This is a genomic window from Mycobacterium sp. IDUB_17 (genome assembly GCF_055419465.1).
In genome coordinates, this window is sequence record NZ_JBVAXS010000002.1 from 70,965 (window position 1) to 90,518 (window position 19,554).

Here is a 19,554-nt window from a genome sequence, read left to right on the forward strand (position 1 = left end):
TGCGATCCCCCACACAGCAAAGTGTTTCCGGGACTGCGTCACGCGTGCCGGTACCGTAAGTACCGCATACCCGTGTTGTCAACAGCTCCGCCGGATCTTTCGGCGCAAGCCCAGTTCAGCCGTGGTCGGCGGGTGCCGCTGCCGGCTGCGTGACGGGGTCCGATGTCCGCTCAGGGGTTCGCGGCGGCGTGATCGTGGAGGCCGCGACGAAGGTGACCGACAACAGCGCGAGCAGCTGCACCCACGGCGAGTGGCCGACGTAGCCGTCGACCGACCGCCAGGGGTACTGACTCAGCGTCGCGCCGGCCAGGATGAGTCCACCCGCGGCCACTGCCACGGTCAGGTTGTCGCGCCAGCGGTCGCGGTCGCGCAGCGCGTAACGCACACCCAGCGCGCCGCCGGCGACCAACAGCCCTGGCAGGCCGGAGATGGCCGTCCCCACCGCGAGTACCGCCGCCCCGGCGAGCGCCGGGGCCGGTTGCCATGGTCGCACCGGGTCGAGATCCGGACTGCGGCGCCGGGCCGGCCACAGTGCCAGCAGCGCCAGCACCGGCAGCAGCGCGAGCCCGCCGATCAACCCGATGCGGTACGGCCGGTTCGAGGGGAACGACAGCGTCACGGTCCCGCCCGGGCCGGCCGGCACCACCCAGCCCTGCTGCCATCCGTTGACCTTCACCGGGGTCAGCGCGACACCTTCGGCGTTGCGCGCGATCCAGCCCGGGTTCACGCTTTCGGGGACCACCAGGACGCGGGCGTCGGCGGCCGCCGGCACCTGGACCTGACGACGGTCCGGTGTCCATACCGGGGTGTCGACGGGAGTGGTTGTCGCCGTGCGTAGTTGGGCGGCTGCCTGGGTGTTCAGTACGACGCCGTCGACGACGAACGCCGAGCCGGGGCTGACCAGCAGCTCCTGTTGGCCCGCCGGCAGGGCGATCGGGCCGGTCCGGCAGGGATGGGCAGGAATCGGATCTCCGTCGAGCAGGGCTCCCACGGTGGTGCGCACCGAGGTCTGGACGAACTGCCCGGCCACGCCGATGATCGGACCCTTCCCGCATGGAAGTGTCACTGAGCGTTTGCGATTGGCGGCGGAATCGGCCGCGGCGATGGGCTTGCCGTGCACGTCGAGCACGGTCAGCTCGGCAAGCCCGGGCGGCTTGAGCTGATCGAAACCCAGTGAGGTGCGGTCGATGATGTCGTTCCAGCCCAACAACGACACGGTGATGGTGTCGGTCACCCGCAGTTTGAGCTTTGCCGTCTGGACGTCACTGTTGCCGGCCAGCTCATGCATCTGCGGGCCGTCGCCGAGGTCGATCGCCACCAGTGTCGGGTGCGCCGGCGGTTGGTTGGCGCCGGGATCGATCCGCAGTGCGCCGACTTCGGTCGGTGCGGGCAGTTTCAGCGTCAGCGTGGGCGGTGCCTTGAACTGGACGACGCGTTGCGGCGCAGTCCAGGATGTTCGCGGGTCACCGTCGGTGGCGGCGTAGGACGAGCCGAGCACGTCGATCGGATCGGCGTCACCGGAGGCGCGGGTGGTCCCGGGTTGGGCGACCAGATCGGCCAATTGGGGTCCCTGGCGTGACCGGATCCACACCGTCGGCTCGACCTCGGTGGGGGTGGGCACCGTCAGCGTGCGGCTCAGGTTGACGGGCTCCTCGGAGGACAGCGCCAACGCCGCCGCGCACCGTACCCCGACCGGACTGTCCGCGCACCCCGGCCTGCCGAGCAGTTCGGTCCCCAGATCCCATTGAGCGACAACAGAATCCGCCGGCGGCGCGGGGACTTCCACGGTGTGCCGCAGGTTGACCTGGTGGGCGAAGCCCGATGCGTCGTACTGGGTCACCGACAGGTCGGTGATGCCGAACTGAACACCGGGAGAGCCGTCGTTGGTGGCGACCGCGGTGATCCGCACCCACGGGGTCTCGCCGACCGGCAGCGGGATGGTCAACTGCTGACCCGCGGTGTCGAAGCGCAGACTGCTGGTGCCGGTCGCGGTGGCCACCTCGATGCGGCGTACCTGGGCGCCGACCGCGGTCGCGCTGGGGGTGATGGTCAGCGTGGCGTTGGTGACCGGGTGGTCGAAATCGACCTGCAGCCACTGGCCGACAGCGGCCTGTAGGGCGTTGGACACCCATGACGTCGAACCGTCGCTGTCGATGGCCGCGACGGGCCCGGTGGCCGGTGCGACGTTGGGAAGCGCGGTGGAGTCCGCCGCGGAACTCGACACGGATACCCGTCCGCCGGTCCACTTGCCGTAAACCGGCGCGGCCCTGTCGGCCGGATAGTCCGGGACTCGGTTGTGGGTGTGGCGGGCGTCGTCGGGGGTGCGGATCGCCGAGGCATGGTCGTCGACGCGGCCGTAATCGATCTCGCGGGCCGTCGGGGTGTCGGTGACGATCACCCCGGCGGATCGGTCCGGCTGTACCGGCAGGCCGGCCCGCTCGGCGTCGGCGGTCAGCAGCATCGGCCCCAGCGGAGGCTGGCCGGCGAGGCGCCGGCGCTCGTCCAGGCGCAGCAGCGCCTCGGGTGCACCAGCCACCCGTGTCATTGCGTCAGCGTCGACCAGATACGGCGCGGCCGGGTTGGTTCCGCCGGTGTCGACGCGGTAGATCTCGACGGCGGGATACCGTGGCCGCAGGCCGCTGTCCGCGACGAAGCCTTCCAGCGTTCCCGGTCCCGACGAGTCGCCGAACTCCGCCACCTTCGTCAGTCCGGGTGAACCCTCGATCGAGCGGTGCACCAGCACGGGGCGGGCCGACCGGGACACGTCCGGATCCAGGTCGTTGCGCAGTACGACAAAGGAAATGCCTTGTCGCGCAAGGCTGTCGGCCAGTCCTGCGGAGGGGCGGCCGGCGGCGAACAACCGTTGCACCGAGTCCAGGGCGCGGATGGTCTCCGGCGGGGTCAGCGGGATCGAATCCCGTACACCCCACGGGCTGGATCCGAGCACCTGCAACGGCTCGTCGTGGCTGTTGCCCCAGGTCTGGGTGGCGAACGGGGCGCCGGGAGCGACCAGGACCCGGCCCCGCTCGGTGTTGTGCGCATCGAGCCAGTCCGCGGTGTCGTGCCAGTACTGCGGGATCGCGGTGAACGTTCCGACCGGCGCGATACGGCCGGTCCAGGCGATCGAGGTTCCGGCGGCCAGGGCTGCGAGGACCACGATCGCGACGGCGATGCGCTTGTCGCGTTCGGGCCGGGAGAAGGCGCGCACCCACACAATCCGAGGTGCGCTGCCCGGCAACGGAATCCGCCCCAGCAGATGAGCAAGGCCCAGCGCCAGCGGCAGTCGCAGCACCGGATCGAGTTTGGCCAGGTTGCGCAACGGCGTGCCGGTTCCGTCCAGGAAGTCCTGAACGGCCGCACCTACGGGTGAGCCCAGTCCCCCGGAATAGCCCAGGGCCAGCAGCACCACGCCGACCAACAGCATGGTGATCAGCCGGCCCCGCGCGGGCATCGAGCGCAACGCGAGCCCGGCCAGCCCGGCGGCTGCCACCAGGGTGGTGGCCAGGACCGCGACCGTGCTCGTCACGAGCGATGCCGCCGCAGTCGCGGTCGACGCCACGAACGGGGTCCAGGTGTGGGTACCGCGCAGCATCTCGGTCAGCGACATCCACTGGGTGGTGACACCCGACGATTCGATGAAGTCCAGGAACGGTGGGCTGATCCGGCCCAGCAGCACCAGCGCCACCACCCACCAGGTGACGGCCAGCACCCCGCACAGGGCCCACCATGCGGTGAATCGCCACCACAACCGATTCGGCCGGTGGCAGGCCCACCAGATGATCGCGGCCAGGCAGCCCGTCAGGGTGGCGACCGCGTTCACCGCGCCCATGAGCGCCACCGCGCCCGCGGACCGGGCGGCCAACATCCGTAGGTTCCGGTCGCCTTGACCGGATGTCGCCGCCGGGGCGGCTCCCCGGAACGCCAGGATGACCGGCAGCAGCACCCACGGCGCCAGCATCACGGGCAGCGTCTCCGACGAGATCGCACCGAGGGTGGTCAGCACCCGTGGTGACAGCGTGAACGCGAGTGCACCGAGCACGCGCGAACTGGTACTGCCGATGCCCAAGGCCTCCGCGACCCTGATGAAGCCCCAGAAACCGACGGTCAGCAGCAGTGCCCACCACAACCGCTGGGTCACCCAGCCGGGAACTCCGAGCAGATCACCGGCCAGGAAGAACGTGCCGTGCGGAAAGAGGTAGCCGTAGGCCTGGTTCTGCGCCTGCCCGAACGGCAGATCGCTGTTCCACAGATTGAACGCGCGCGCCAGGAACCGCAGTGGATTAGCGGTCAGGTCGAGCTTTGTATCGGGTGATATCTCTCCGGGCGACTGGGCGAAAGTCAGGAGCAGTGTCGCAGCGGCGACCACCCACAACCAGCGCCGCGACAGTGGCGAGTCAGGTGCCCGCCGCGTCAGCGGCACATCCAAGCTAGGACCGGTCGCCGTACTCGACCCGGTTGAGCACCGATGACGCCGGGTCGCCCGCTTGCAGCGGAGGCTTCGTGTCCTGCTGCACCATTAGCGTCACACCGAAGACGGCAGCCGCCCCCAACAGCAGGCCGACGACAATGCTGGCCGCGGAGGGTACGACAAACCGGTTCACCCGGCCAACCTAGCACGGCGATACCCCTAATCCGTGCGAGGTGGACCTGCGTCGACACGCAGAGAATCGATTACCGCTTGCCCAGCGGCTAAGGTCGGGGCCCATGGCTTCACCGCGTCTCGTCGCAACTTTCGCAGCGTTGTCCGGGCTGTTGCTGGCCTGCTCTCCGAGCACCCCGGCGCCAGAGTCTCAATCCTCGGACACGAAGCCGATGTCCACCCACGCGCCGATGCCGGCAGCCCCGGTGTGTGATCTGGCCGCCCTGTCACCCCGCGACAAACTGGCCCAACTGCTGACCGTCGGCATCAAAGATGCGGCCGACGCCCGTTCCGTGGTGTCCGAGCAGCACGTCGGCGGAATCATGATCGGCAGCTGGACCGACCTGTCGATGCTCACCGACGGCTCCCTGCCCGATATCTCGGCCGCCGGCCCGGTGCCGCTCGCGGTCACCGTCGATGAGGAAGGCGGCCGGGTATCACGGCTGGCCTCGTTGATCGGCGAGCAGCCGTCGGCGCGGGTACTGGCCCAGACCAAATCCGTCGACGAGGTGTACGGCATCGCGCTGGACCGCGGGAAGAAGATGCGCGACCTCGGAATCACTGTCGACTTCGCGCCCGTGGTCGACGTCACCTCGGATGCCGACGACACCGTCATCGGTGACCGGTCCTTCGGCGATGACCCGGCCAAGGTCACCGAGTACGCCGGCGCCTTCGCGCGTGGGCTGCGGGACGCCGGCGTGCTGCCGGTGCTCAAGCACTTCCCCGGCCACGGTCACGGCTCGGGCGACTCGCACACCGCCGGTGCCGTCACCACGCCGCCCCTGGCCGAACTGCAGAACAACGACCTCGTGCCCTACCGGACCCTGACCACTCAGGCCCCGGTCGCCGTGATGGTCGGACACCTGGAGGTGCCCGGTCTGACCGGATCGGATCCGGCAAGCCTCAGCCCCGCGGCCTATGACCTGCTGCGCTCGGGCAACTACGGCGGACCCGGCTTCAACGGCGTCATCTACACCGACGACCTGTCCAGCATGGCGGCGATCAACCAGCGCTACGGCGTGGCCGCGGCGGTACTCAAGGCATTGCAGGCCGGGGCGGACAACGCGCTGTGGATCACCACCGACGAGGTGCCCGCGGTGCTGGACGGGCTGGAGAAGGCATTGGCCGACGGCCAGCTGAACCAGGCCGCGGTGGACGCTGCCGTGCAGCGCAATGTCGATGCGAAGGGCGGGGTGCACTGCTGAGCGCACTGCTCACAGCGAGTACACGCGCTGGGCATTGCGCACCCCGATGAGATCGACGAAGCGGATCGCGTCGTACTCGCTGCAGTCGCCTGCGCGTACCCAGCCGCCCAGCACCAGTCCCATCGCGCGCCGCCACAGCACCGAACCCAGCAGATGTAGTTCGGGTGGGCCGAAGGCGTCCGACGAGTAGAGCTGTTTGGCAAACGGCGCGGTTTCCAATGCCTCGGCGACCAGGCCGGTCGACCGCGCCCCGAGATGGTTGATGCCAAGGCCCACATCGAAGTTCACGTTGTCGAAGGCCTGCGCCAGGTAGCCGGCCTGCCGGTGGAATGGATAGCAGTGCAACAGCAACACCGGCACCGGGGGCATCGTGCGGAGCAGGGGCAGCAACAACATCGGGTCGGTGCGGTGCAGGTCCAGATCGCGGTCCCCGAATCCGACATGCACCTGCAACGGCAGTCCCAGCTCGGCGCTCTCGTACACGCCGAATGCGATCAGGGCCGGGCTGTCCGCCCGGATCGACGGCCGGTCGGCGAGTTCCCGGGCGTGCTCGACGACCACCGCATCGTCAGGGCGGGCCCAGTCGATGTCGAATGAGGTCCGATAGGCCGCGATGGTCTTGGCGCCCACGACGGGTGCGGCCGTTGGGGTTTGGGTGGCATCGCGCAGCGCGGAGCGGAATGCGTCGGGAAATTCGCCGGGTGCGGTGCCGGCTTCCAGAAGCTGTTCGGTGAGGCGCTCCAGACGCAGGATCTCTGCGGACGGGCGACCACTGAGCTCAGTGAGCCGCTGCGGGGACGTGATCAGATCGCCTTGGAATCCGGTGTCGACGATCCAGCGGTCGACCCGAGCCTGCGGCAGCAACAGGGAGGCCAACTCGGCCGGGGTGAACTGGCTGCGCCGGTCCCAGTACGCGTCGGCATCGGCGTGAGCGGGTAGGCCGAGCAGCGGGGCGCACCAGCGTCGGATGGACAGACCCAACGGCGAGTCGAACTGGGTCATGAAGCCGGGGATCGGACTGGTGGATGCCTCGTTGATCGACGCCTCGAATCCGGCCCGGTCGATCGGCCCGTCGAAGGCACCATGCACGTGGTGGTCGATCAGCGCGACTGTGCGCAGGTGCTCTGCCAGCGCCTCGGGAACCTCGGCATCGACACCGTCGAAGATGTCGGCGAGTTCACCATCGGGCATCGCGCGCCACCTCCGGTGCCCAATACACCACATCAAACCTGCCAGCGCGCGGGTACGAGCGGTTCTGGCGACGCTTATCCTGGTCGGATGGCAGGTGGAACGAAGCGGCTGCCGCGGGCCGTGCGTGAACAGCAGATGCTCGACGCTGCGGTGCAGATTTTCTCGGTCAACGGCTATCACGAAACCTCGATGGACGCGATCGCCGCGGAGGCCGAGATCTCGAAGCCGATGCTGTATCTCTATTACGGCTCCAAGGAGGAGTTGTTCGGCGCCTGCCTGGACCGCGAGCTGACCCGTTTCGTGGATGTGGTGCGCGGGGAGATCAACTTCACCCAGAGCCCCAAGGACCTGCTGCGCAGTGCCGTGCTGGCGTTCCTGACCTACATCGACGCCAACCGGGCCTCGTGGATGGTGCTCTACACCCAGGCCACCAGCTCGCAGGCGTTTGCGCACACCGTCCGTGAGGGCCGCGACCGGATCATCGACCTGGTGGCCCGCCTGCTCAGCACCGGTACGCGAAATCCTCAGCCCGACAGTGACTTCGAGATGATGGCGGTGGCGCTGGTGGGTGCCGGCGAGGCGATCGCCAGCCGGGTCAGCACCGGGGACGCCGATGTCAACGAGGCCGCCGAGCTGATGATCAACCTGTTCTGGCGCGGTCTGAAGGGCACGCCCTCTGAGGTTGCGCCGAGCCTGCACTCAGATCACGTTTCGGCCCAGAGTGGCGATCTGGGCGCAGAGTCGGCGCACTAGCGGACTGAAAACTGCTGTCCGGAGACCCGTAAGAGTGGCATTACGCTGCCACTATGGGTTCTGAGCTGAAGGTCGCTCCGGCAGCGTTGCGGTCGGCCGCCGCGGCCGAGACCGCCGCGGGCGAGGCCGTCACCGCACTGGCGGTGGCGCAACCGTTGAGCGCCGCGGCAGCGGCCATGCCGGGCCTGCAGAGCGGTGCCGCCTGCGGCGAGGTTTCCTCGGTCGTGGAGGCTGCGGTCAAGGCTGCCGGCAGCGAGATCAGCGCGCATGCAGGCAAACTGACCGACGCCGCCAATGCCTACCAGGGCGCCGACGACGAGTACGCGAGCCGGCTGAACTCCGCCCAGCCGCCGGATTGACCCGCGGATGAGGTTCAGACAGCCACACCCTCGACGAGGCTGAACGGGGACGCCGTCTCGACCACGCGGGTGAGCCGGAAACCGGCCTGTTGGTAGAGCTTTCGGTAGTCGTCCGCGCTGCGTTCCCGCGCCCCGGTGACGATCAGCATTTCCATATCGGTCCACTTGCCCATGAAGGCCCGGTCGTGGTCGGGGATCACCCCTTCGATCAGCAGCAGGGTGGTGCCCGGCGCAGTGGCCGCCCGCACATTGCGCAGGATGGTCAGCGCCTCGTCGTCCGGCCAGTCGTGAATGATGTTCTTCAGCAGATAGGCGTCGGCGCTGGCGGGCACACTGTCGAAGAACGACCCCGGAACCACCTGGACGCGATCGGCCACCCGGTAGCTGCCCAACAGTTCCGGAGCCCCGGCGACCACGTCCGGCAGGTCGTAGAGCACTCCCTGCGCGCCCGGCGTCGCCCCGAGCACGGCCGCCAACAGTCGGCCGTGCCCGCCGCCGATATCGGCGATGGTGCCGAACCGGGTGAAGTCGTAGGCCGCCACCACCGGGGCGATGGCCAGCTCGGAGACGTTGGTCATGGCGTCGTTGAAGATCACCGCGAGTTCGGGGTGGGAGCCGAGGTAGTCAAATGTCTCCTGGCCGCGGAGCTTGGGGATGACGGCCTCACCGGTGCGCACCGCATCGGTGAGGTGGCTCCAGTGTTCGCGGTGCTCTGGCGCGCCGACGAACCGGGCCATCGCACCGATGGCCACCGGGGCGTCGGTGCGCAGGGTGTCGGCAAGCGGGTTCAGCGCATAGCGCCCGTCTCGGGTGCGCTGGAAGATCCCCTCGCTGACCAGGGCCCGCATCAGCCGGTCCAGGGTGTCGCTGTTGGCGTCGACCCGGCGCGCCAGCTCCTCGGTGTGCAGCGGGCCGTCGGCCAGCGCGTCGGCCACCCCGAGCTGTGCGGCGGCAGCGATGCCCTGGGCGACCCAGGCGCCCAGGATCATCTCCAGCATCGCCGCGGGCGGCGGGACGGCACGCTGATGCACGCGACGCAGGTGATGGCGAACGCGTTCGACTGCACGAACAACGCGGGCAGGCGGCACCTTGGCGGGAGTCACCGGATGACTGTAGGGCGTATTGGTTGAGGTGTTGGTCACTATGTCGGCTTTCCCCCGGTAGCAAACCGAACTGGCACGGAACCTGTCGCGGCTGCCGCCTAAAGTGGTGCGAATGTTCACCGCGACGGAAACGCCCGGCCATGCCTGAGGCGGGCATGAGTGGCCCGTCGCTGGAGCAGCTCTACCAGCTCAATCGCGAGGTCGCCGATTCGCGTTCGGCGCGCCTGCTGGTCACGAACAACCTGGCCACTTACCTCACGCTGATGGAACGCCACCTGGACCGCGGCGCCAAGCTCACCGAGATCGAACTGGTGGTCCGCCTGGAACGTGACCTGGCCGACCTCGGCTCCGAGACCGACCAGTCGGGCCTGGCCCTGATCAAGTACTGGGCCAGCCAGGGTTGGCTGCACCGGATCACCGAGCAGTCCGGCGACACCGAACGCAATGTCTGTTACCTCACCTACGAGGCGCGCGCCGTGCTGGATTTCGGCCGCCGCATGCGCCGTGAGGACACCATCGCCACCGGCGGCTCGATCACGGGCATCGCTGCGGGGCTGCGACGGGTGGCCGGACAGGTCAGCAACGATCCCGAGCGCATCCGCGCCGACATCGAAGCCGAAATCGCCAGGCTGCGTGACGAATTGGATGCCCTGGACCAGGGGCAGCGCCCCGAACCCGACCTGGTCGACGTCGAGGACGAGGCCCGTGCCATCGCTTTGCAGATGGAGCAGATCGTCTCCGATATCGGCCAGTACGGCAGCATGCTAAACCGCATCACCACCCGGTTGCTCGACGCCTCTGCCGACACCGATCTCGGGTACCGGGAGCGTCAGCGTCAGTTGTTCGACGATTACGAGTCACTGTTCGCCTCCCGGGAGAGTGCCTCCTACACCGCCTTCACCCGGATGATCCAGGATCCCGAGCAGCGGGCCGCGCTGGTGGCCGACATCGAGGCGGTGACCCGTGAGCTGCCGCACCTGGATCCGGGCCTGCGTGAGGTGATGACGGGGTTCTTCAGCCTGGTGTCGGCGCAGACGGCCGAGGTGGGCCGGACCCGGCAGCGTTGTGCGCGCCGGATCAAGCGCTTCGTCGCCTCCGGCACGCTGGAACACAGCCGCGGCGTCACCCGTCAGCTCAACGATGCATTGGCCGTCGCGCATGAACTCCTCAGCGTCTCGCTCGCCGACAGCCGGATCGGCATCGAGGTGCCGTTGGTCCGAACGGACTTCAATTCGATTGGCGCCGTTGCGTTCAAGATCCGTGACGCGATCCCGCCGTCGCAGGCCGAGTCCTCGGAGGGGGAGGTGAACCTGTCGGCGTTCTCGGCGCTGGCCTCCCAGGTGGACGCCGCGGAGCTGGCCGACCTGATCAACGGCGCGGTGGCAGCCGGGCCGTTGTCGCTGCCCGATGCGATCGGAATGCTGGACTCGGCCTATCTCGGGCACGTGATCGTGCTGTGGTCCTGGGCGCTCAAACAACAGACTGCCGACGGTGCCGAATCCGTTCGGGTGCGCTTCCGATCCCTTGAGGGCGCCGACCGCGAAATCGAAATCCCCCGACTGGTTTTCACCGAGTCGATCCCTACTGCCACCGAGAGCATGCTATGACCGACACCCCGGACACGTCGCCGGTAACTGACACGTCGATCGATTTCGATGCGCTACCGAGCATCGATGCCGTCGAGCGGTCCACCGACCAGCGCCGCGCGCCCCGCTTCGACGGGGATGTCAGCGAACTGCCCGACCGGGCCTGCTGGGCACTGCAGCACCTGCTCTCGCGTCGCTACGTCAGCAAGGACAACCACTCCGAGCTGTGGTCGTGGGTGACCCGGTACCGCGCCGAGCTCACCGTGCGGCTGTCGGAACTCGATATGCGGCTGTGCATCTCGGACGATCACGACATTGCCTACGTCGAGCAGGCCGACTACGAATCTCAGTGGCGGCGCCGGTTGCTGCGACGCGAGACGCTGAACACCTACGACTCGATCCTGGCCCTGCATCTGGCCAAGCTCATGCGCGGGGCGGCGCGCGACGAGAACGTTCTCATCAGCCGCGACGAGATCCATGAGTTGTTCGCCGGGGTCAACAACGACACCGACCGCGACACCGCCTCGTTCGACAAGCGGATCGACAACGCGATCGAGCGGCTGACCGATATCGAGATGCTCGGCCGCAACCGGGAGGACGAGGACAGTTTCACCATCAGCCCGGTGGTCAACGCGATCATGACCGCGTCGATGATCACCGAACTGCAGCAGCAGTTCGAGCAGCTCAAGCGGGCTGCGAACGGCACGATCGATGATGCCGGCGATGCTGATGCACTTGTACGAGTCGAGGACGAGGTGGACGCCCATGGCTGAACCGACCAATCAGTTCTCCCTCTCGCGCCTACAGGTGATCAACTGGGGCGTGTTCGACGGGTACCATTCGATCCCGTTCAGTCAGCACGGCACGCTGATCACCGGATCCTCGGGCAGCGGCAAATCCTCATTGCTGGACGCGATTTCGCTGGCTTTCCTGCCGTCGCACCGTCGTAACTTCAACGCCTCCGGCGATACCACCGCCGCGGGTTCGGGCACCGGCAAGCGCACCGTCGACAAGTACGTCCGTGGTGCCTGGGGTGAGCGACGCGAAGGAACCAGCCGCCAGATCATGTACCTGCGCGGGACCGGCCCGGCCTGGTCGGCGGTCGCCGTCACGTACAGCGACCGTACGGGGCGTTCGGTCACCGGGTTGGTACTCAAATGGCTGGCCGCTGAGAAGACCTCGGATCCGGGCAGCCGCTACTACCTGATCAACGACGACCGCGACATCTTCGGCCTGTGCAACCGGTGGGCGGCCAACGGGTATGACGCCGCGGTGTTCCGCGACGACGGCTGGACCGGCGGTCGCAGTGAGAGCCAGTACCTGGCCCAGCTGTACTCCAGCATCGGGATCCGCGCCTCCGAGGCGGCCCAGCAGCTGCTCGGCAAGGCCAAGTCGCTGAAAAGCGTTGGTGGTCTTGAGCAGTTCGTGCGCGAGTTCATGCTCGACGAGCCGGTCAGCCTCAGCGGTGTGGAAGAGGCGCTGGAACAGATCAATCCGCTGGTCGAGGCCCGCGGCCTGCTCGATGTGGCCCGGCGCAAGCGGAACACCCTCGGCAACATCGCTGCGGTACAGGCACGTTACGCCGACGAGGCCGCCAAGTTCGGCGTGATCGACACCATCGACAACGCGATGATCCGCGACTACGTCGACCACCTACGGCTGGCCCAGGCCGGCCCGGAGATCGACAACCTCGACGATCAGATCACCCAGCTCGGCGCCCAGCGTGACGAGTTCGGTTCGCAGCAGCGCCAGCTCAAGAACGAGCACAACTCGCTCATGGCGCAGATCAACACCGTCACGGTGGATTTGGTGCCGCTGCAGCAACGTCTGACCGAGGCCGAGCGGCTCAGTGAAGAGGTGTCGCGCCGTCGCACCGGCTATGAAGACAAGGTCACCTCACTGGGTCTGACCCCGCCGGACGACGGCGAGGAATTCTGGTCGCTGCGTGAGACGCTGATGGACGAAGCCGACCGGCTGCACCGGGAGTTGTTCACCGGCAACCAGCCTTACGTCGAGGCGTCGGCGAAGGAAGTCCGGGCCCGTGAGGCCCGGGAGAGCGTCGAAACCGAGCTGGAGCGGGTGCAGCGGCTGGGTTCCCCGCTGCCGCGGACCGAGTATGAGATGCGGGCGCGCATCGCCCGGGCCCTGGACATCTCCGAGCGCGATCTGGTCTACGTGGCCGAACTGATGGAGCTCAAGCCGGACGAGTCGCGGTGGCGGCTGGCCGTCGAAAAAGTGTTGCGCGGAGCTGGATTACGCCTTCTGGTGCCCGATGCCTACATGGAACGCACACTGCGTTTCGTCAACGAGAACGACATGCGCGGCCGGATCCAGCTGCAGCACGTCCAGCATGGTGCGCAATTGCGCACCCCGCCTTCGGGCACGCTGGCCACCAAACTGCAACTCGCCGATCCGACGCACGACAGTGCCGTGGAGGCGCTCAACGTAATCGCCGCTGTCGGTGACTACGTGTGCGTCGACGGACCGGGGGAGTTCACCGAGCAGTCCCGCGCGGTCACCGATCAGGGCCTGCGCAAGGACAGCGGCCGGCTCTCGATCAAGGATGACCGGTCGCGGCTGCGGCCATCGGACTACATCTTCCTCGGCGGGACGGCGGCCAAAGTCGAAGCGCTGCAGGATGATCTGGCTGCCGCGCAGGATGTGTACCAGGTGGCGCGCACCGCGCGTGAGCGGCTCGACGAGCACCGCGGGCAGCTGCAATCCCGCGAGCGGGCCTGCCGGGCATTGTGTGACCAGTTCATGCAGTGGAGCGACATCGACACGGATTCGGTCGACGCGATGCTCGAGCGGCTGCAGGACGAACACGAACTGCTGGTCTCCGACAACCCCGACGCCGAACGGCTGCAGCAGCGCGCCGACGAATGCTGGGAGCGCGTCGAGAAGGTCATCCAGCAGATCGGCTCGCTCAACGAACGCGAGACCACGCTGGACCGCAGGCGCACTGCGCTGCTGGAGCTGAGCGAGCTCCTGACCGAACGCCTCGGGCCCAGCGAGTTCCCGTCGCACGCCCGCGACACGATCGACGGCTACGCCGCCGACGTCGCCCTGACCCTTGAGTTGCTCGAATCCGAGCCGTACCGAAGCGAATTGACCCGCGTCATCAGCCGCGAGCGGGACCGGCTGCGGGCGGACCGCAACCGATCGCATGACGAGTTGGCCGGCATCATGGCCGCCTACGACAGCTCGTTCCCCGATGCGATCCCGAACGACAGCGACGTGTTCGACGAGCGGGTGCATGACTACGTGGGCCTGTGCCGGCGGATCGACGAGCGTGAGCTGCCCGATGCGTACGAGCGCATGCAGCGGCTGATCACCGAACAGGCGCCGGGCGCGATCCTGAACCTGCACATGATTGCCGACAACGAGGCGCGGCGGATCACCGAGCAGATCGCCCGGGTGAACACCGGCCTGGGCGCGGTGGAGTTCAACCGGGGTACCCGGCTGACCCTGCACGCCGGTACCCGGCATCTGGCGGCGGTCGATGAGCTGAACGAGAAGGCCCAGCGCATCTCCTCCCGGGTATCGCTGGTGAGCTTCGGCGACGAGACTGCGATGTTCGATCAGTACACCGACATCCTGCAGCTGCGAAAGTTGTTGGCCGGCACCACCCCCGAGGACCGGCAGTGGACCCGTGACGCCCTGGATGTGCGCAACCGGTTCGTGCTGTACTGCGAGGAGCGTGACGCCGAGACCGGCGAGGTGATCCGGACCTACAGCAACTCCGGTGACAACTCCGGTGGTGAGCAGGAGAAGCTCATGGCGTTCTGTCTGGCCGGGGCGCTGAGCTTCAACCTGGCCAGCCCGGACAGCAATGACACCCGGCCGTTGTTCGCCCAGCTGATGCTGGACGAGGCGTTCTCCAAGTCGGATCCGCAGTTCGCCCAGCAGGCGCTGTCGGCGTTCCGCAAGTTCGGTTTCCAACTGGTGATCGTGTCGACCGTGCAGAACAGCACGACCATTCAGCCCTACATCGACAACGTGGTGATGGTGTCGAAGTCCGATGCCTCGGCGCCCAATGCCCGGCCGGTCGCCTCGGTCACCTCGGCGTCGATCTCCGAATTCGCCGATCTGCGAAAGACTTCGGGGGACGCGGTACCGAGCGCCTGATCTTGCACCGAATGGGTCAGGACCAGCTTTCGCGGTGTCGCTCCAGTCCATCGAGGATGAGGTCGAGCCCGACGTCGAACTCCTCGGCATACGCGTAGCCAGGCTTCAGGGCACGGTCGACGATCATCTCGGTGAGATGCGGGAACTCGTCACCGGGCATCTGCTCGAGAATCGAGCCTCCCACGTCCGCGAGCTCGGCGGATGATTGGAAGGGCAGGCTGAGTTCCTGCAGCGTGGAACCGTAGATGTAGCTGTCCAGAACCGAGAACGCGTGTGCCGCACCGGCAATGGAGAAGCCACCCGACCGGAGGCAGCCGATGGCCGCGTTGTGCTGGCGCAGGGTCGCGGGACCGGGGTTTGTCCGTGAGTCCATCAGGCGGATCGCCCACGGGTGACGGATCAGTGCGCCGCGCATCGAAACTGCCCGCTGTCGCATCGCTGTCCGCCAGTCGGCGTCGTCCCGTGGGAGTTCGATCTCGTCGAAGACGATGTCGACCATGCCGTCGAGGATCAGTTCCTTGTTGCGGAAGTGGTGGTACAGCGACATCGATTCGACGCCGAGCCGCTCGCCGAGCCTGCGCATACTCGGCACACCGCTGTCGGCCTCGTCTGCCAGTGCGACCGCTGTGCGAAGCACCAGCTCCTTGTTGAGCGGGTTACGGCGGGCGGCGGGCGGGCCGGCTGTGTCGGTGGTCAATGAAGGTCCTCCTGTCGCGGTCCAGAAGACGCTTGACAACCTTACGCTGCAAGGCTGTACCTTACGGCGTAAGGCTAGCGGGCGGCGCGAGCAGAGGAGTGGATCGTGAAACCGATCGGGTCAGATGGAGTCGGCAAGACGGGCGCGGGGAAAAAGGTGTGCATCGTCGGGGCTTCCGGGAAGCTCGGGCGCTACCTGGTGAAGCACGCATTGGACCGTGGATACGAAGTCGTGGGTGTCTGCCGCGAGCAGAGCGTGGCCAAGCTCGCCGACTTCGAGGGGCAGATCACGGTGATCCCCGGAGCGACCGACGACCAGGCGGTTATCGCACGGGCGGTGCGCGGATGCGATGCCGTCCTGACTGTCCTGGTGCCGTGGGGGATGAACCATTACGCCTCCGGTACGGCCCAAGCGGTGCTCGACCACGCCGGCCCGGATGCCCGCCTGGTGTTCTCGTGCGGGTGGCACATCACCCGCGACGGCCAGGACCGCTATACCCGGAAGTTCAAGTTGTATGTGGCCGTGCTCGGGCGGCTGGCCAAGCTTGCCCGGGTCGTGGACGTGTACGACCAGGTGGAGGCATGTCGGAGGATCTTCGCCAGTGACACCCGCTGGACAGTCGTGCGTGGCAGTGACCTGGAGGAGGGCGACAGTCAGGGGCTGCCGGTCTGGAGCCGGCACGTGGGCGATCCTGTCTTGGCGAGCAACCTGACCCGTCGGGTGGACTATGCGCTTTTCATGGTCGAGGCCGTGGAGAACGACGCCCTCGTCCATGAGGCACCGGCCATCGTCGGTCGGCTGACTGCGTCTGCCCTCACCCATGCCAGTGATCCGGCATGAACGTCCGGTTCGCGTCGGCCTCGCATGTCACACCCAGGACACTGGCGAGGATCGCCGGGTGCCTCTACCTGACCGTTGCCGTGCTCACGATCTTCGCTGGGCTGGTGAACTCACGACTCGTGGAGCCAGGGAATGCAGCGGCCACGACCGTCAACATCAGTACCTCTGCCACCCTGTTCCGCGTCGGCTTCGTCAGCGAACTCCTGGGGGCTACGGCCTTTCTATCGACCGGCATGGCCCTCTACATGCTTTTCAAGCACGTCAACCAGCTGGCCGCCGCCGTGATGGTCACCTTTGTCGCGGTCAGCGTCGCGATCCAGAGCCTGAACCTGCTCAATCAAAATGCGGCGCTGATGATCGCCACCGGCCACTACGCCTTCGGTCCAACTGATTCCGACCAGCTGGTCATGCTGTTTTCCGACCTGCAACGCGATGGGTACCTCATCGCCCAGACGTACTTCGGCCTGTGGCTGCTGCCGCTGGGTTATCTCGTCGTCAGGTCGGGCTACTTCCCCAAGGTTCTGGGTGTCCTGCTGATGACCGGATGTCTCGGTCACCTCGTGGACGTGTTCGCCCGCTTCCTCGCCCCGGACTTCGGGGCGGCCGTCTCGCCGGTCGCCCTGACAGTTGCGGCGGTCGCGGAACTTTCGTTCATCGGGTGGTTGCTGACGAGGGCCGTACGTGTTCCAGGCTCAGCGTAGATCCGCTGCCGAGTGTGCGTACAGATCGCGATTTCTCGACAAAATGCGATCTGTACGCACACTCGACGCGTCAGAGAGATGCGTCAGAGCCCGGTGACCGTCGCGGTCAGGTGCGGGTAGCCCTTCGAGAGGTTGCGCAGGGTCAACTCCCAGCCCTCGGCGTCACGCTCGACGTAGAGTCCGGCCTTGGCCGGCAGCACCACCGGCTTGGCGAACCGCACCGAATACTTGACCGCATCGGGGAGCTGCCCCTCGATATTCGCCAGAACCGCTGCTGCACTGAACATCCCGTGGGCGATCACAGTGGGGAAGCCGAACAGCTTGGCGGCGATCGCGTTGGTGTGGATCGGGTTGTGGTCCCCGCCGATCGACGCGTAGTTCCGGATCTGGCCGGCGGTGATGTTCAGAACCGCGTTGGGCGGCGGCAGCTTCGGCTGCTTCTGCGGCTCCGGCTTGGGCTCACCGGACAGGCTGGTTCGCTGCTGGTGCAGGAACGTCGTCACCTGGTGCCACGCGGTGTCGTTGCCGACCTTGAGTTCGGTGACGATGTCGACGAGCAGACCCTTGCGGTGCTCACGCAGGTTCTCCGCGTGCACGGCCGCGCTGACGGCGTCGGTCACCTTGATCGGCTGGTACTGGGTGATGTGGTTCTCGATGTGCACCGAACCCATTGCGGCGAACGGGAAATCGAATCCGGTGACCAGTGACATCACCGTCGGGAAGGTCAGCGCGAACGGGTAGGTCAGCGGCAGTGTGTCGCTGAACCGCAGCCCGGTCACCTGCGCATAGGCGGCAACGTTGGCCGGGTCGATGGGCAGGTTGTCGACCGTGACGGTGCGGGCCGGCAGGGTGTCGTCGCGCGAGATGAACGGCAGGGCGCCGACGACGGCGCGCAGCATGTTGTTCACGTGCTCACGCCCCCAGCATGGCCTGGCCGCAGACCCGGATGGTGTTGCCGGTGACCGCATTCGACGCGGGGTTTGCGAAGTAGGCGATCAGTTCGGCCACATCCACCGGTTTCCCGCCCTGGAACAGCGAGTTCAACCGGCGGCCGACCTCGCGCGTGGCCAGCGGGATGGCGTCGGTCATCTTGGTCTCGATGAAGCCGGGGGCCACCGCGTTGATCGTGATGCCCTTCTCGGCCAGCACCGGTGCCAGCGCCTCGGTCAGTCCGATCATCCCGGCCTTGGTGGCGGCGTAGTTGGTCTGCCCGCGGTTACCGGCGATGCCGGCCATCGAGGACAGACCGATCACCCGACCGCCCTCGCCGAGCGTGCCACTGGCCACCAGACCTTCGGTGAGTCGCTGCGGGGCAAGAAGATTCACCGCGATCACGGAATCCCAGCGGCTTTCGTCCATGTTGGCGAGCAGCTTGTCGCGGGTGATGCCGGCGTTGTTGACCAGCACATCGACCTTGCCGCCATGCTGTGCGGTGACGTGGGCGATTATGGCGTCGACTGCATCTTCTGAGGTGACGTCCAGGGTGAGGGCGCTGCCGCCGACCTTCTCGGCGACTTTGCCCAGATCTTCGGCGGCCTGGGGAACGTCCACTGCGACCACGGTCGCGCCGTCACGCGCGAACACCTCGGCGATCGTCGCACCGATGCCGCGGGCCGCGCCGGTCACCACGGCGACCTTGCCGGCCAGCGGCTTGTCCCAGTCGGCCGGCGGGGTCGAGTCGGCGGCGCCCACTCGGTACACCTGTCCGTCGACGTAGGCCGACTTGGCCGAGAGGATGAAACGCAGGGTGGACTCCAGGCCGGTGACGGCGGGCTTGGCGTCGGCGGCCAGGTACACCAGCGACGCGGTGGCACCGTGCTGCAGTTCCTTGCCCAGTGAGCGGGTGAAGCCCTCGAGGGCACGCTGCGCGATCTGGGCGTGGACGCTGCCGGCCTGATCCGGGGTGGTGCCGATGACGACTACCCGTGCGCACGACGCGAGGTTGCGCAGAACCGGGGTGAAGAACTGGTAGAGCTCCTTGAGCCCGGCGGCATCGGCGATGCCGGTGGCGTCGAGGACCACGCCGCCGAACGAATCGGCCCAGCGGCCGCCGATGTTGTTGGACACGACGTCGTAGTCGCCGGCGAGCGCTGCGCGGAGGGGCTCGGTGACGCGGCCTTCGCCGCCGATCAGCAGGGAGCCCGACAGCGGGGGCTGTCCGGGGCGATAGCGGCGCAACGTTTCGGGCTGCGGCACGCCCAGCTGCTTGGCCAGGAACGATCCCGGCCCGGAGTTGACCACTTGGGAGAACAGGTCGGAAGCCACTTCAGCTGCCTTTCGCTTCGCAGTACTGCGTTGTCCACACCGAACTTACTCCAGAGTAAGAACAGTGGGTAATATGGCCCCGGACAA

The 19,554-nt window shown here is 67.3% G+C and carries 15 protein-coding genes; 8 read left to right on the forward strand and 7 right to left on the reverse strand.

Annotated elements, in window-relative coordinates:
- Window positions 1-115: 115 nt before the first annotated feature.
- Both ACZYZ7_RS07545 and ACZYZ7_RS07550 read right to left on the reverse strand, forming a co-directional pair.
- On the reverse strand, window positions 116-4,387 hold the full coding sequence (locus ACZYZ7_RS07545) for an alpha-(1->3)-arabinofuranosyltransferase domain-containing protein (RefSeq protein WP_463741046.1): 4,272 nt from the start codon (window positions 4,385-4,387) through the stop codon (window positions 116-118).
- 40 nt (window positions 4,388-4,427) lie between these two features.
- Window positions 4,428-4,601 carry a DUF2613 domain-containing protein gene (locus tag ACZYZ7_RS07550; RefSeq protein ID WP_003891682.1) on the reverse strand — a complete coding sequence of 58 codons (174 nt, stop codon included), beginning with the start codon at window positions 4,599-4,601 and terminating at the stop codon, window positions 4,428-4,430.
- A gap of 103 nt (window positions 4,602-4,704) precedes the next feature.
- Here ACZYZ7_RS07550 and ACZYZ7_RS07555 point away from each other — a divergent pair, with 103 nt between their 5' ends.
- On the forward strand, window positions 4,705-5,844 hold the full coding sequence (locus ACZYZ7_RS07555) for a glycoside hydrolase family 3 N-terminal domain-containing protein (RefSeq protein ID WP_450069691.1): 1,140 nt from the start codon (window positions 4,705-4,707) through the stop codon (window positions 5,842-5,844).
- A gap of 9 nt (window positions 5,845-5,853) precedes the next feature.
- On the opposite strand, the gene ACZYZ7_RS07560 is transcribed toward ACZYZ7_RS07555, so the two are convergent.
- Window positions 5,854-7,035, reverse strand: coding sequence for an amidohydrolase family protein (locus tag ACZYZ7_RS07560; RefSeq protein WP_450069690.1), 1,182 nt, complete (start codon window positions 7,033-7,035; stop codon window positions 5,854-5,856).
- An 87-nt stretch (window positions 7,036-7,122) separates the two neighbouring features.
- On the opposite strand from ACZYZ7_RS07560, the gene ACZYZ7_RS07565 reads away from it, so the two are divergent.
- On the forward strand, window positions 7,123-7,788 hold the full coding sequence (locus ACZYZ7_RS07565; protein ID WP_135451598.1) for a TetR/AcrR family transcriptional regulator: 666 nt from the start codon (window positions 7,123-7,125) through the stop codon (window positions 7,786-7,788).
- 53 nt (window positions 7,789-7,841) lie between these two features.
- Window positions 7,842-8,147 (forward strand): type VII secretion target, encoded by a 306-nt coding sequence (locus tag ACZYZ7_RS07570; protein ID WP_450069689.1) that lies wholly within the window; start codon window positions 7,842-7,844, stop codon window positions 8,145-8,147.
- Window positions 8,148-8,161: 14 nt separating this feature from the next.
- On the opposite strand, the gene ACZYZ7_RS07575 is transcribed toward ACZYZ7_RS07570, so the two are convergent.
- On the reverse strand, window positions 8,162-9,250 hold the full coding sequence (locus ACZYZ7_RS07575; RefSeq protein WP_450069688.1) for a methyltransferase: 1,089 nt from the start codon (window positions 9,248-9,250) through the stop codon (window positions 8,162-8,164).
- A gap of 155 nt (window positions 9,251-9,405) precedes the next feature.
- Here ACZYZ7_RS07575 and ACZYZ7_RS07580 point away from each other — a divergent pair, with 155 nt between their 5' ends.
- From ACZYZ7_RS07580 to ACZYZ7_RS07590, 3 genes are read left to right on the forward strand one after another with little or no spacing between them, the layout of a single operon-like run.
- Entirely contained in the window at window positions 9,406-10,857 is a 1,452-nt protein-coding gene (locus ACZYZ7_RS07580; RefSeq protein WP_450069687.1) for a DUF3375 domain-containing protein, read from the forward strand.
- Window positions 10,854-11,609 carry a DUF4194 domain-containing protein gene (locus ACZYZ7_RS07585; protein WP_450069686.1) on the forward strand — a complete coding sequence of 252 codons (756 nt, stop codon included), beginning with the start codon at window positions 10,854-10,856 and terminating at the stop codon, window positions 11,607-11,609. Before ACZYZ7_RS07580 ends, ACZYZ7_RS07585 begins: the two co-directional genes overlap by 4 nt.
- The gene (locus ACZYZ7_RS07590) at window positions 11,602-14,964 is read left to right on the forward strand and encodes an ATP-binding protein (RefSeq protein WP_450069685.1); all 3,363 of its coding nucleotides are present in this window, start codon (window positions 11,602-11,604) and stop codon (window positions 14,962-14,964) included. Before ACZYZ7_RS07585 ends, ACZYZ7_RS07590 begins: the two co-directional genes overlap by 8 nt.
- Window positions 14,965-14,980: 16 nt before the next feature.
- Here ACZYZ7_RS07590 and ACZYZ7_RS07595 read toward each other — a convergent pair whose 3' ends face one another.
- Window positions 14,981-15,661, reverse strand: coding sequence for a TetR/AcrR family transcriptional regulator C-terminal domain-containing protein (locus ACZYZ7_RS07595; protein WP_450069684.1), 681 nt, complete (start codon window positions 15,659-15,661; stop codon window positions 14,981-14,983).
- Window positions 15,662-15,766: 105 nt separating this feature from the next.
- Here ACZYZ7_RS07595 and ACZYZ7_RS07600 point away from each other — a divergent pair, with 105 nt between their 5' ends.
- Together ACZYZ7_RS07600 and ACZYZ7_RS07605 are read left to right on the forward strand one after the other, a co-directional pair.
- Window positions 15,767-16,501, forward strand: coding sequence for an NAD(P)-dependent oxidoreductase (locus tag ACZYZ7_RS07600; RefSeq protein ID WP_450069683.1), 735 nt, complete (start codon window positions 15,767-15,769; stop codon window positions 16,499-16,501).
- Complete coding sequence (locus tag ACZYZ7_RS07605; RefSeq protein ID WP_450069682.1) at window positions 16,498-17,202, forward strand: DUF4386 domain-containing protein; 705 nt, start codon at window positions 16,498-16,500, stop codon at window positions 17,200-17,202. The genes ACZYZ7_RS07600 and ACZYZ7_RS07605 overlap by 4 nt, the downstream gene beginning before the upstream one ends.
- A gap of 83 nt (window positions 17,203-17,285) precedes the next feature.
- Here ACZYZ7_RS07605 and ACZYZ7_RS07610 read toward each other — a convergent pair whose 3' ends face one another.
- Together ACZYZ7_RS07610 and ACZYZ7_RS07615 are read right to left on the reverse strand one after the other, a co-directional pair.
- On the reverse strand, window positions 17,286-18,101 hold the full coding sequence (locus tag ACZYZ7_RS07610; protein ID WP_135459733.1) for a MaoC/PaaZ C-terminal domain-containing protein: 816 nt from the start codon (window positions 18,099-18,101) through the stop codon (window positions 17,286-17,288).
- A gap of 13 nt (window positions 18,102-18,114) precedes the next feature.
- The gene (locus ACZYZ7_RS07615) at window positions 18,115-19,467 is read right to left on the reverse strand and encodes a 3-oxoacyl-ACP reductase (RefSeq protein ID WP_450069681.1); all 1,353 of its coding nucleotides are present in this window, start codon (window positions 19,465-19,467) and stop codon (window positions 18,115-18,117) included.
- Window positions 19,468-19,554 lie beyond the last annotated feature (87 nt).

Excerpts from the sequence above, each read along its gene's own strand:
- ACZYZ7_RS07555 (WP_450069691.1), top strand. The coding sequence starts at position 4,705 with ATGGCTTCACCGCGTCTCGTCGCAACTTTCGCAGCGTTGTCCGGGCTG.
- ACZYZ7_RS07560 (WP_450069690.1), bottom strand. The coding sequence starts at position 7,035 with ATGCCCGATGGTGAACTCGCCGACATCTTCGACGGTGTCGATGCCGAG.
- ACZYZ7_RS07565 (WP_135451598.1), top strand. The coding sequence starts at position 7,123 with ATGGCAGGTGGAACGAAGCGGCTGCCGCGGGCCGTGCGTGAACAGCAG.
- ACZYZ7_RS07570 (WP_450069689.1), top strand. The coding sequence starts at position 7,842 with ATGGGTTCTGAGCTGAAGGTCGCTCCGGCAGCGTTGCGGTCGGCCGCC.
- ACZYZ7_RS07580 (WP_450069687.1), top strand. The coding sequence starts at position 9,406 with ATGAGTGGCCCGTCGCTGGAGCAGCTCTACCAGCTCAATCGCGAGGTC.
- ACZYZ7_RS07585 (WP_450069686.1), top strand. The coding sequence starts at position 10,854 with ATGACCGACACCCCGGACACGTCGCCGGTAACTGACACGTCGATCGAT.
- ACZYZ7_RS07590 (WP_450069685.1), top strand. The coding sequence starts at position 11,602 with ATGGCTGAACCGACCAATCAGTTCTCCCTCTCGCGCCTACAGGTGATC.
- ACZYZ7_RS07605 (WP_450069682.1), top strand. The coding sequence starts at position 16,498 with ATGAACGTCCGGTTCGCGTCGGCCTCGCATGTCACACCCAGGACACTG.
- ACZYZ7_RS07610 (WP_135459733.1), bottom strand. The coding sequence starts at position 18,101 with ATGCTGCGCGCCGTCGTCGGCGCCCTGCCGTTCATCTCGCGCGACGAC.